Annotated in this window: 11 protein-coding genes; all 11 read left to right on the plus strand. The window is 64.5% G+C overall.

What is annotated here, in order from left to right:
* Positions 1-108: 108 nt before the first annotated feature.
* The 11 genes from dksA to pgi all read left to right on the plus strand — a co-directional run bounded on the left by dksA (position 109) and on the right by pgi (position 12,679).
* A complete protein-coding gene (gene dksA, locus KF707C_RS24585; protein ID WP_003457224.1) occupies positions 109-552 on the plus strand; it encodes an RNA polymerase-binding protein DksA in 444 nt (147 codons plus the stop codon).
* 51 nt (positions 553-603) lie between these two features.
* Positions 604-1,491: a tRNA glutamyl-Q(34) synthetase GluQRS gene (gluQRS, locus tag KF707C_RS24590; protein WP_003457227.1), complete on the plus strand. Its 888-nt coding sequence runs from the start codon at positions 604-606 to the stop codon at positions 1,489-1,491.
* A gap of 74 nt (positions 1,492-1,565) precedes the next feature.
* Entirely contained in the window at positions 1,566-1,742 is a 177-nt protein-coding gene (locus KF707C_RS24595) for a hypothetical protein (RefSeq protein ID WP_003095129.1), read from the plus strand.
* Complete coding sequence (locus tag KF707C_RS24600) at positions 1,726-4,680, plus strand: sensor histidine kinase (RefSeq protein ID WP_003457230.1); 2,955 nt, start codon at positions 1,726-1,728, stop codon at positions 4,678-4,680. The genes KF707C_RS24595 and KF707C_RS24600 overlap by 17 nt, the downstream gene beginning before the upstream one ends.
* Before the next feature lie 22 nt (positions 4,681-4,702).
* On the plus strand, positions 4,703-6,130 hold the full coding sequence (locus tag KF707C_RS24605; protein WP_003457232.1) for a sigma-54-dependent transcriptional regulator: 1,428 nt from the start codon (positions 4,703-4,705) through the stop codon (positions 6,128-6,130).
* Between the two features lie 684 nt (positions 6,131-6,814).
* Positions 6,815-8,221, plus strand: a complete 1,407-nt coding sequence (locus KF707C_RS24610) for a polynucleotide adenylyltransferase PcnB (protein WP_003457234.1) — start codon at positions 6,815-6,817, stop codon at positions 8,219-8,221.
* 3 nt (positions 8,222-8,224) lie between these two features.
* The gene (gene folK, locus KF707C_RS24615; protein WP_003457237.1) at positions 8,225-8,725 is read left to right on the plus strand and encodes a 2-amino-4-hydroxy-6-hydroxymethyldihydropteridine diphosphokinase; all 501 of its coding nucleotides are present in this window, start codon (positions 8,225-8,227) and stop codon (positions 8,723-8,725) included.
* Positions 8,726-8,827: 102 nt separating this feature from the next.
* Positions 8,828-9,628 (plus strand): 3-methyl-2-oxobutanoate hydroxymethyltransferase, encoded by an 801-nt coding sequence (gene panB / locus KF707C_RS24620; protein WP_003457239.1) that lies wholly within the window; start codon positions 8,828-8,830, stop codon positions 9,626-9,628.
* Positions 9,625-10,485, plus strand: coding sequence for a pantoate--beta-alanine ligase (gene panC / locus KF707C_RS24625; protein WP_003457241.1), 861 nt, complete (start codon positions 9,625-9,627; stop codon positions 10,483-10,485). The genes panB and panC overlap by 4 nt, the downstream gene beginning before the upstream one ends.
* Before the next feature lie 78 nt (positions 10,486-10,563).
* Entirely contained in the window at positions 10,564-10,944 is a 381-nt protein-coding gene (gene panD, locus KF707C_RS24630; protein WP_003457244.1) for an aspartate 1-decarboxylase, read from the plus strand.
* A gap of 70 nt (positions 10,945-11,014) precedes the next feature.
* A complete protein-coding gene (gene pgi / locus KF707C_RS24635) occupies positions 11,015-12,679 on the plus strand; it encodes a glucose-6-phosphate isomerase (RefSeq protein ID WP_003457245.1) in 1,665 nt (554 codons plus the stop codon).
* Positions 12,680-12,753: the final 74 nt, after the last annotated feature.

The raw sequence follows: 12,753 nt of genomic DNA on the forward strand, positions 1-12,753 counted from the left end.
CCGGATTCGATCTGGTAAGTTCGCCCGCTTGCAGCCGCAGGGCCGGCACCACCGGCGATGGACCATGATCCTGCGCTATGGATTAGAGAAAGTGAGAGGCGGCCATCCATGCCCATCAACGCTAAACAACAGAACAGCCAGTTGCTTCGTGGCTTTGAGCCTTACCAAGAAACGAAGGGCGAGGAGTACATGAGCGACCGCATGCGCGCTCACTTCACCAACATCCTCAACAAATGGAAGCAGGAGTTGATGGAAGAGGTGGACCGTACCGTGCACCACATGCAGGACGAAGCTGCCAACTTCCCCGACCCGGCCGACCGCGCCAGTCAGGAAGAAGAGTTCAGCCTGGAACTGCGCGCCCGTGACCGCGAGCGCAAGCTGATCAAGAAGATCGACGAGACGCTCCAGCTGATCGAAGACGACGACTACGGCTGGTGCGACTCCTGCGGTGTCGAGATCGGCATCCGTCGTCTGGAAGCCCGTCCAACCGCCACCCTCTGCATCGACTGCAAGACCCTGGCGGAGATCAAGGAAAAGCAGCTCGGCTCCTGATGCCGAAGCGGGGCGCCACTGGCGCCCCGTTGCTTATCTGCCTGGCACACCATGAGTTCCCCCGCCTACATCGGGCGCTTCGCCCCCACTCCCAGCGGCTATCTGCATTTCGGCTCACTGGTCGCAGCCCTTGCCTCTTACCTCGATGCCCGTGCCAACGACGGCCTCTGGCTGTTGCGCATGGAAGACCTGGACCCGCCCCGTGAAGTGGCTGGCGCCCAGTCGGCGATTCTCCAGACCCTGGAGAACTATGGTTTCGAGTGGGACGGTGACATGGTCCGCCAGAGCGAACGCCATGCTGCCTACGCCGAGGTGATCGATCGCCTTTTCGAAGCCGGGCTGGCCTACGCCTGCACCTGCTCGCGCAAGCAGCTGGAAGACCACCAGGGCGTCTACCCCGGCTTCTGCCGTCTGGCCCAGCATCCGCAGCAGGATGCGGCGATCCGCATCCGCGTACCTGAGCTGGAGTACCACTTCATCGACCGGGTGCAAGGCGAGTTCCGCCAGCACCTGGGACGCGAAGTGGGCGACTTCGTGATCCGCCGCCGCGACGGCCTGTACGCCTACCAACTGGCCGTGGTCCTGGACGACGCCTGGCAGGGGGTCAACCAGGTGGTGCGCGGCGCCGACCTGCTGGACTCCACTCCGCGCCAGCTTTACCTCCAGGAGCTGCTGGGGCTCAGCCAGCCACGCTACCTCCACGTCCCGCTGATCACCCAGCCGGATGGTCACAAGCTGGGCAAGTCGTATCGCTCTCCCCCCCTCCCTGCCGACCGCGCGGCGCCGCTGCTTACCCGTGCCCTTCGGGCGCTGGGTCAGGAGCCGCCGGAAACGCTCGCCGACGCCCGGCCACGAGACGTACTGGACTGGGGCATCGCCCACTGGGACCCCACACTCATTCCACGCAGCCGGACCATCCCCGAGGCGCAATTGCGCTAGTCACCTGAACCGGGCACTCGCCGCGCCCCGGTGCATTCGCTACCATCGCCGCAGACACGACGAGACTTTGTGGCATGTACATTTATCGACTGGTGCTGCTCCTGGTGGTGGGGATCTACCTCTTCTCCCCCGCCATCATGGATTGGTGGATCGACCCTAATGGCGCCTGGTACCGACCCTACCTGCTGTGGCTGATCCTGATCGTGGTGACCTTCATCCTGCAGAGTCAACGCGATGCTGATGAGCTTTAGCCTCACCCAACTGATCCTGATCAGCGCTGCCTACCTCCTGGCCCTGTTCGGCGTGGCCTGGCTCAGCGACCGGGGCTTCGTCCCGCGCTGGATCATCCGTCACCCGCTGACCTACACCCTCTCGCTGGGCGTGTATGCCAGCGCCTGGGCGTTCTACGGCACCGTGGGCCTGGCCTACCAGTACGGTTACGGGTTCCTCGCCAGCTACCTGGGCGTATCCGGGGCGTTCCTCCTGGCCCCGGTGCTGCTGTATCCGATCCTGCGCATCACCAGGACCTACCAGCTGTCGTCGCTGGCCGACCTCTTCGCGTTCCGCTTCCGCAGCACCTGGGCCGGCGCCCTCACCACGGTCATCATGATCATCGGCGTGCTGCCGCTGCTGGCCCTGCAGATCCAGGCAGTGGCGGACTCCATCGGCATCCTCACCCGCGAGCAGGTGCACAATCGCGTCGCCTTGAGCTTCTGCGCGCTGATCACGCTCTTCACCATTCTCTTCGGCGCTCGCCACATCGCCACCCGCGAGAAGCATGCAGGCCTGGTGTTCGCCATCGCCTTCGAGTCACTGGTCAAGCTGGTCGCCCTGGGCGCCATCGGCCTCTACGCCCTCTATGGAGTATTCGGCGGCCCTCGCGAACTGGAGCTCTGGCTGCTGCAGAACCAGGCCGCGCTCTCCACCCTGCACACGCCCCTGCAGGAAGGTCCCTGGCGTACCCTGCTGCTGGTCTTCTTCGCTTCGGCGATCGTCATGCCGCACATGTACCACATGACCTTCACCGAGAACCTCAACCCCCGCGCCATGGTCAGCGCCAGCTGGGGCCTGCCGCTGTTCCTGCTGTTGATGAGCCTCGCCATCCCGCTGATCCTCTGGGCGGGCCTCAAGCTCGGCGCCACCACCAACCCCGAGTACTTCACCCTGGGGCTCGGCATCGCCGTGGACAATCCAGTGCTGGCACTGCTGGCCTATGTCGGTGGTCTTTCCGCCGCCAGCGGCCTGATCATCGTGCTGACCCTCGCCCTTTCCGGCATGGCCCTGAACCACCTGGTGCTCCCCCTCTACCAGCCGCCAGCGGAGGGCAATATCTACCGCTGGCTGAAGTGGACCCGCCGCGCCCTGATCGCCTTCATCATCATGGCCGGCTATGGCTTCTACCTGCTGCTGGGGGCGGAGCAGGACCTGTCGAACCTGGGCATCGTCGCCTTCGTCGCCACCCTGCAGTTCCTGCCCGGCGCCCTCTCGGTACTGTACTGGCCCACCGCCAACCGCCGCGGGTTCATCGCTGGCCTGCTGGCAGGCTTCGGTGTCTGGCTGTTCGCCATGCTGCTGCCCCTGGTCGGCAACCTGCAAGGCGTCTACCTGCCGCTGTTCAACGCCATCTACGTGCTGGACGACACCAGTTGGCACATCGCGGCCATCGCCTCCCTGGCGGCCAACGTGCTGATCTTCACCCTGGTCTCCCTCTTTACCGACGCGAGCCCCGAGGAACGCAGTGCAGCGGAAGCCTGCACAGTGGACAACGTGCGCCGCCCCCAGCGCCGCGAGCTCATGGCCGGCTCGCCCCAGGAGTTCGCCACGCAACTGGCCAAGCCCCTGGGCGCCAAGACCGCACAGAAGGAAGTGGAGCAGGCATTGCGCGACCTCCACCTGCCGTTCGACGAGCGCCGTCCCTATGCGCTGCGCCGTCTGCGCGACCGGATCGAGGCCAACCTGTCCGGACTGATGGGACCGAGCGTGGCCCAGGACATGGTGGAAACCTTCCTGCCCTACAAATCCGGCAGCGAAGGCTATGTCACCGAGGACATCCACTTCATCGAAAGCCGGCTGGAGGACTACCACTCACGCCTCACCGGTCTCGCCGCGGAACTGGACGCCCTTCGCCGTTACCACCGCCAGACACTGCAGGAGCTGCCCATGGGCGTGTGCTCCCTGGCAAAGGACCAGGAAATCCTCATGTGGAACCGGGCCATGGAAGAGTTGACGGAGGTGCCCGCCCAACGCGTGGTGGGTTCGCGCCTGTCCACCATCGCCGAGCCCTGGAAGGGGCTGCTGGAGAGCTTCATCAACCTGCCCGACGAGCACCTGCACAAACACCGCCTGACACTCGACGGCCAGGTCCGCGCCCTCAACCTGCACAAGGCTGCCATCGAAGAGCCCCTGGCCCCCGGCAGCAGCGGCCTCGTGGTGCTGATGGAGGACGTCACCGACACCCAGCTGCTGGAAGACAAGCTGGTGCACTCCGAGCGCCTCGCCTCCATCGGACGCCTGGCCGCCGGCGTTGCCCACGAGATCGGCAATCCCATCACCGGCATCGCCTGCCTGGCTCAGAACCTTCGGGAAGAGCGTGAGGAAGACGCCGAGATCAAGGAGATCAGCAGCCAGATCCTCGAGCAGACCAAGCGCGTCACCCGCATCGTCCAGTCGCTGATGAGCTTCGCCCACGCCGGCGGCCGCCAGCAGGCCAGCGAGCCCGTGTGCCTGGCCGAAGTCGCCCAGGACGCCATCGGCCTGCTGGCCCTGAACAAGCGCAGCGTCGAGGTGGGTTTCTTCAACCTCTGCGACCCGCAGCATATTGCCGAGGGCGATCCACAGCGCCTGGCTCAGGTGCTGATCAACCTGCTCTCCAACGCCCGCGACGCATCACCCGGCGGCAGCGCCATCCGTGTCCGCAGCGAAGCGTCCGAGCACACCGTCGACCTGATCGTCGAAGACGAAGGCAGCGGAATTCCGAAGACAATCATGGACCGCCTGTTCGAACCATTCTTCACCACCAAGGACCCAGGGAAAGGGACCGGCCTTGGCCTTGCACTGGTCTATTCGATCGTGGAAGAGCATTATGGACAGATAACCATAGAAAGCCCGACCGACACAGAGCGGCAACGCGGCACCCGAATCAGGGTGACGCTGCCTCGTTTTGTCGAAGCAACATCCGCCGTGGGCTGAGACCGTCTAGAGAGCCGAATTAATGCCACATATTCTGATCGTCGAAGACGAAACCATCATCCGCTCCGCCCTACGCCGCCTGCTGGAACGTAACCAGTACCAGGTCAGCGAGGCGGGCTCGGTACAAGAGGCCCAGGAGCGCTACAGCATTCCCGGTTTCGACCTGATCATCAGCGACCTTCGCCTGCCCGGCGCTCCCGGCACCGAACTGATCAAGCTGGCCCAGGGCACCCCGGTGCTGATCATGACCAGCTACGCCAGCCTGCGCTCGGCGGTGGACTCGATGAAGATGGGCGCGGTGGACTACATCGCCAAGCCATTCGACCATGACGAAATGCTCCAGGCCGTCGCCCGCATCCTCAAGGAGCGGCAGGAGGCCAAGTCCTCTACTGGCGAGCGTCCAGCGGCAAGCCGCGGCGGCGACAAGGCGCAGGCCGCCAATGCCGATGGCGAGATCGGCATCATCGGCTCCTGCCCTGCGATGCTGGAGCTCTACAGCAAGATCCGCAAAGTCTCCCCCACCGACTCCACCGTACTGATCCAGGGGGAGTCGGGTACCGGGAAGGAACTGGTGGCCCGCGCCCTGCACAATCTCTCCCGCCGCGCCAAGGCCCCGCTGATCTCGGTGAACTGCGCGGCCATTCCGGAAACCCTGATCGAATCCGAACTCTTCGGCCACGAAAAAGGCGCCTTCACCGGCGCCACTGCGGGCCGCGCCGGCCTGGTGGAAGCGGCCGACGGCGGCACCCTGTTCCTCGACGAAATCGGCGAGCTTCCCCTGGAAGCCCAGGCGCGCCTCCTGCGAGTGCTCCAGGAAGGCGAGATTCGTCGTGTCGGTTCGGTGCAGTCGCAAAAGGTGGATGTCCGCCTGATTGCCGCCACGCACCGGGACCTCAAGACCCTGGCCAAGACCGGACAGTTCCGCGAGGACCTCTATTACCGTCTGCACGTCATCTCGCTGAAACTGCCTGCACTGCGTGAGCGCGGCAACGACGTGCTGGAAATCGCCCGTGCCTTCCTGGCGCGCCAATGCGCCCAGATGGGACGCGAGAACCTCCGCTTCGCCACCGATGCCGAACAGGCGATTCGCCACTACAACTGGCCGGGTAACGTGCGCGAGCTGGAGAATGCCATCGAGCGCGCGGTCATCCTCTGCGAGAGCCCGGATATCTCGGCGGACCTGCTTGGCATCGACATTGAACTGGATGACCTGGAGGACGATGACTTCAACGAAGCCGCCGCGCCGTCCCAGGGCAACAACACCGCGCACGAGCCGACCGAGGACCTCTCCCTGGAGGACTACTTCCAGCACTTCGTGCTGGAGCACCAGGACCACATGACCGAGACAGAACTGGCTCGCAAACTGGGTATCAGCCGCAAGTGCCTGTGGGAGCGCCGCCAGCGCCTGGGTATCCCGCGCCGCAAATCCGGAGCTGCAGCTGGTCCTTGAGCCAGCGGCTGCTGGCGACCGTGGGGAACACAATCGGTTCCCCGCGCTGTTACCCCACCTAACATCGCGTAACAAAGCCGGGTCTAAAGGTAACGAAAACCCGGCTTTTTTTGGCCCAGCGTTTTCACCGAACCTCGCGCAACCCCTTGATTTTAAAGGAATCGATAAAGTTGGCACGGCTTCTGCTTTATCTGGGGCACAACAACAATAACAAATGCTGAACCCCACAATAAAAACAAGACGTATCGACTCCAGCACAACAAAAACAAGACAGCGGAGGCGGAGCTAACTGATTCTTTTGGAGAGGAGTTGCCCTTGGGGCTCGCCCCACAGCCAGGCAGAGAACAACAAAAACTGCTTCCAAAGCAGCGCCCGTACTGGTTGGGTCATGGAATGATCACGGCACCGTCAGCGTCCAAAGCAATCCGTTTGCTATTGACCCTCGAATGGAGGGCACCCCAGATGGCGTCAAGCCTGCGGGAACGGGTCGAACAACAAGAACAGCAAGCCCGACACAATAAAAACAAAGCACACACCAATTTGGGGGGGAGCTTCGGCTCCCCCAGTAGCTTTGACACCTTTCAGACCTTTCCTTCAACATCCCCCCCTCCCAGTGCTAGAATTCGCGGCCATCGTGCGCCCATATCCTTTTCTGGCCGTCCATTCCGCAAAACAGTGCATCCCATGCTGAAGAAGCTGTTCCAGTCTTTCCGTTCTCCCCTTCGCCGCGCCCAGCATCCGCGTAGCACCCCCGAAGTACTGGGTAGCAATCAGCATTCGCTGCGCCGCACAGGCATCAGCCGCAACGCGGTGATCGTGGTGGATCGCCTGCAGAAGGCCGGCTATCAGGCCTACCTGGTAGGTGGCTGCGTACGCGACCTGCTGCTGGATCTGCGCCCCAAGGATTTCGATGTCGCCACCAATGCCACACCTGAGCAAGTGCGCGCCGAGTTCCGCAACGCACGGGTGATCGGACGCCGCTTCAAGCTGGCCCACGTGCAGTTCGGTCGGGAAATCATCGAGGTCGCCACCTTCCGCGCCAACCACCCCCAGGGTGAGGAAGAGGAAGACAACAACCAGGCGGCCCGCAACGAGAGCGGCCGCATCCTGCGTGACAATGTCTATGGCAGCCTGGAAGACGATGCCCAGCGCCGAGACTTCACCATCAACGCGCTGTATTACGACCCCACCACCGAGCGCATCCTCGACTACGCCCACGGCGTGCACGACATCCGTAACCGTCTGGTCCGACTGATCGGCATTCCAGAGCAGCGCTACCAGGAAGACCCGGTGCGCATGCTGCGGGCGGCACGTTTCGCCGCCAAACTGGGCTTCGAAATCGAAAAGCACAGCGCCGCCCCCATTCGCCAACTGGCACCTCTGCTGCGGGATATCCCTTCCGCGCGCCTATTCGATGAGGTGCTCAAGCTGTTCCTCAGCGGAAAGGCCGAGCGGACCTTCGATCTGCTGGTGCAGTACGACCTGTTCGCCCCCCTGTTCCCGGCCAGCGCCGCCGCCCTTGAGCGCGATCCCGAGTACACCGGCCGACTGATCCGCCAGGCGCTGATCAATACGGACGAGCGTATCCACCAGGGCAAGCCCGTCACCCCCGCCTTCCTCTTCGCCGCGCTGCTCTGGCCGGCGCTGCCCGCACGCGCGGCGTTGCTGCAGGAACGAGGCATGCCGCCGATCCCGGCGATGCAGGAGGCCGCCCACGGCCTGATCATGGAGCAGGTCCAGCGTACCGCCATTCCCAAACGTTTCAGCATTCCGATCCGCGAGATCTGGGACATGCAGGAACGCCTGCCACGCCGCCAGGGCAAGCGCGCCGACATGCTGCTGGAGAATCCGCGTTTCCGCGCCGGCTATGACTTCCTCCTGCTGCGCGAAAGCGCCGGAGAGGAAACCGATGGCCTGGGCGAATGGTGGACCGACTACCAGGACGCCAGCGACAGCCAGCGCCGCGCCATGATCCGGGAGCTCAGCTCCAAGGACGAGCAGCCCTCCGGCCAACGCCGCAAGCGTGGCGGCAGTCGCCGTCGGCGTGGCCCGCGCAGCGAAGGCGCCCCGGGCGGCGCTTCCGGCGATTGATCCATGGAACGCGTCTACATTGGCCTCGGCAGCAATCTCGCCGACCCCGTGAGGCAGTTGCGTGGCGCCCTGAACGCCTTGGCCGAGTTGTCGGATAGCCGCCTGTCGGCCGTATCCTCCTTCTATGCCAGCGACCCGCTGGGCCCGCCCGACCAGCCCCGCTACATGAATGCCGTGGCGTGTCTGGAGACCACACTGGAACCCTTGCAACTGCTGGACGCCCTGCAGGCCATCGAGCAGTCCCAAGGGCGCGTGCGCAAGGACGAACGCTGGGGCCCCCGCACCCTCGACCTGGACATCCTGCTGTTCGGCAAGCGTCGTATCGACGAACCCAGGCTGCAGGTACCGCACTACCACATGCACGCCCGCGCCTTCGTGCTCTACCCCTTGGCCGAAATCGCCGCCGGACTGGTGCTGCCCGACGGGCGCCCCCTCCAGGCGCTGCTGGAGGCCTGCCCGTTCGAAGGCCTCGAGCGCCTTCCCGGCTTGGCGGTAACGCCGTAACAGGTCGGTAACACCTGCAATTGACACCATGCCCCCCCATCGGGACTATAAGCGTCCCGTTGCCCCGCGCCCGTGCAAAACGGCGCCGATGAGGACGTTTTCATGCCTGATGTGACCCTGACCACCCTGCAAGAGCTCAAGCTGAAAGGCGAGAAGATCGCCATGCTGACAGCCTATGACGCCACCTTCGCCCAGGCTGCCTGCCAGGCCGGTGTGGATGTGTTGCTGGTGGGCGACTCCCTTGGCATGGTCCTGCAAGGCCATGACAGCACCCTGCCGGTCACCATGGCCGATATGGCCTACCACACCGCCGCCGTGAAACGCGGCAACCGGGGCGCACTGATCATCAGCGACCTGCCCTTCATGGCGTACGCCAACCTCGAGCAGACCTTCGCCAACTGCGCCGCCCTGATGCAGGCCGGCGCCCATATGGTCAAGCTGGAAGGTGCCGCCTGGCTGGCTGAACCCATCCGTCAGCTGGCCGAACGCGGCGTCCCCGTTTGCGCCCACCTGGGCCTCACCCCGCAAGCCGTCAACATCCTTGGCGGCTACAAGGTCCAGGGCCGCCAGGAAGCCCAGGCGCGCCAACTGCGCGCCGACGCCATGGCCCTGGAGCAGGCCGGAGCCGCCATGCTGCTGCTGGAGTGCGTCCCCAGCGAACTGGCCGCCGAGATCACCCAGTCGGTGAAAATCCCGGTGATCGGAATCGGCGCCGGCAGCGCCACCGACGGACAGGTACTGGTCCTGCACGACATGCTGGGCCTTTCCCTCACCGGCCGCACGCCCAAGTTCGTGAAGAACTTCATGGAAGGCCAGACCAGTATCCAGGCCGCGCTCGCCGCTTACGTCAACGCGGTGAAGAACGTTTCGTTCCCCGCCACCGAACACGGATTCTCCGCATGATCACCGTCAAGACCGTCCGCGAACTCCGGGCCGCCGTCGCCCGTGCGCGCAGCGAAGGCAAGCGCATCGGCTTCGTGCCCACCATGGGCAACCTCCACGCCGGGCATGTCGCCCTGGTGGAGAAGGCCAGCCAGCGCACCGACTTCGTGGTCACCAGCATCTTCGTCAATCCGCTGCAGTTCGGGCCCAACGAAGATCTGGCCAAATACCCGCGCACCCTGGTGGCCGACCAGGAGAAACTCGTCGCCGCCGGCTGCCAGCTGCTGTTCCATCCCGATGTCGAGGACATGTACCCCGACGGCATGGACGGCCAGACCCGCGTCAACGTTCCCCTGGTCTCCGAGGGCCTTTGCGGCGAAAGCCGCCCCGGTCACTTCGAGGGCGTCGCTACCGTGGTCAGCAAGCTGTTCAACATGGTCCAGCCCGACCTCGCGGTCTTCGGCGAGAAGGACTTCCAGCAACTGGCGGTGATCCGCAAGCTGGTACGGGACCTGAACATGCCCATCCAGATCATCGGAGAGCCTACGGTTCGCGCGGAGGACGGCCTCGCCCTGTCCTCCCGCAACGGCTACCTGGATGAAGGCCAGCGCGCCGCCGCGCCGGCCCTTTATCGCACCCTGCAGCGGCTGGCGAACGCCATCCGCGAAGGCCGCCGCGACTTCGCCAGCCTGGAGCAGGAAGGCCGCGACGAGTTGGCCGCCGCCGGATTCCGCCCCGACTACCTGGAGATCCGCGAAAGCCTGAACCTGCGTCGCGCCGACGTCGAGGACCAGCATCTGGTGATCCTGGCCGCCGCCTTCATGGGCAATACCCGACTGATCGACAACCTGGCCTTCAGCCTGGAAGCGCAAGCCTGACCCCATTCCAAGCACCTTGAACCCCCAAGGGGGTTCGGGCACACTCTGCCGCCGCCCGCGTAACGACGAGGAAATGCCATGCACGCCATCATGCTCAAGGCCAAACTGCACCGCGCCGAAGTGACCCACGCCGTGCTCGATTACGAAGGCTCCTGCGCCATCGATGGTGAGTGGCTCGATCTCGCCGGCATCCGCGAGTACGAACAGATCCAGATCTACAACGTCGACAACGGCGAGCGCTTCACCACCTATGCCATCCGCGGCGAGAACGGTTCGCGCATGATCTCGGTGAACGGTGCCGCCGCCCACAAGGCCAAGGTGGGTGATCGCGTCATCATCTGCGCCTACGCCCACTACAGCGAGGCGGAACTGGCCAACTTCAAACCGCGTATGCTGTACATGGCCCCGGGCAACGAACTCAGCCACACCAGCAACGCGATTCCTGTCCAGGTCGCCTGAGACCAATCAGCGGAACGCCTCGAAGCCCGGATATTTCCGGGCTTTTTCATAAGTCGCCTACAGGTACGCCATGGATCATCACCTGACGCCCCTCGATGTCACCCAACTGCCCACCTGGAGCGCGCTGCAACAGCACCGCCAGGAACTGGCCGCCTTCAGCCTGCGCCAGGCCTTCGCCACCGACCCCGATCGTTTCCAGCGATTCAGCCTGAGTGCCTGTGGCCTGTTGCTGGACTTCTCCAAGAACCTGATCCGCCCCGACACCCTGGCGCTGCTGGTCAAGCTCGCCCAGGAAGGCCAGTTGGGCGACGCCATCAAGGCCATGTTCCGTGGCGAGGTGATCAACGCGTCCGAACGTCGTCCGGTGCTGCACACGGCCCTGCGTCGCCCCATCGGCGACAGGGTGACAGTGGATGGCCAGGACGTGATGCCCGAAGTGCACCGTGTGCTGCACCAGATGACCGAACTGGTGACCGCCGTGCACAACGGTCTCTGGCGCGGCTACACCGAGAAGCCCATCACCGACGTCGTGAACATCGGCATCGGCGGCTCCTTCCTCGGCCCGCAGCTGGTATCCGAAGCGTTGTTGCCCTTTGCCCAGAAGGGCGTGCGTTGCCACTACCTGGCGAACATCGATGGCAGCGAGTTCCGCGAACTGGCGTGCAAGCTCAACGCCGAGACCACTCTATTCATCGTCTCCAGCAAGTCCTTCGGTACCCTCGAAACCCTGAAGAACGCCCAGGCGGCACGCGCCTGGTACCTGGCCCAAGGCGGTAGCGAGGCCGAGCTCTACCGGCACTTCATCGCGGTTTCCAGCAACAAGGAAGCGGCCATGGCCTTCGGGATCCGCGAAGGAAACATCTTCCCCATGTGGGACTGGGTGGGCGGACGCTACTCCCTGTGGTCCGCCATCGGCCTGCCGATCGCCATGTCCATCGGCATCTCCAACTTCAAGGAACTGCTGTCCGGCGCCTACAGCATGGACCAGCACTTCCAGACCACCCCCTTCGAGCGCAACATCCCGGTGGTGCTGGGCCTGCTCGGCGTCTGGTACGGCGACTTCTGGGGCGCCCGCAGCCACGCCATCCTGCCCTACGACTACTACCTGCGTAACTTCACGGACCACCTGCAGCAGCTGGACATGGAATCCAACGGCAAGAGCGTGCGCCAGGACGGCAGCCCCGTCAGCGCCGGCACCGGGCCGGTGATCTGGGGCGGCGTCGGCTGCAACGGCCAGCATGCCTACCACCAGTTGCTGCACCAGGGCACCCAATTGATCCCGGCGGACTTCATCGTCCCGGTGTCCAGCTACAACCCGGTAGCCGATCACCACCAGTGGCTGTTCGCCAACTGCCTGTCCCAGAGCCAGGCGTTGATGCTGGGCAAAACCCGCGAGGAAGCCGAGGCCGAGCTGCGTGCCAAGGGCCTGCCGGAAGACGAAGTCCAGCGCCTCGCTCCACACAAGGTGGTGCCCGGAAACCGCCCGAGCAACACCCTGGTGGTAGAGCGCATCAGCCCTCGCCGCCTGGGCGCGCTGATCGCCATGTACGAACACAAGGTCTACGTGCAGAGCGTGCTCTGGGGCATCAACGCCTTCGACCAGTGGGGCGTCGAACTGGGCAAGGAGCTGGGCAAGGCCGTGTACTCGCGCCTGACCGGCCAGGAGGAAACGCAGGCCGAAGACAACTCGACCCAGGGCCTGATCGACTTCTTCCGCGCCCGCCATCGCGGCTGAGGCGAACGGCGAGGCCAGCGGGCCTCGCCCTCCCCCGATCTCTCGAAACTCCTGGGTCAGCCCTTGAACGAGGC

It is taken from the genome of Pseudomonas furukawaii, assembly GCF_002355475.1.
GTDB classification, from domain to species: domain Bacteria; phylum Pseudomonadota; class Gammaproteobacteria; order Pseudomonadales; family Pseudomonadaceae; genus Metapseudomonas; species Metapseudomonas furukawaii.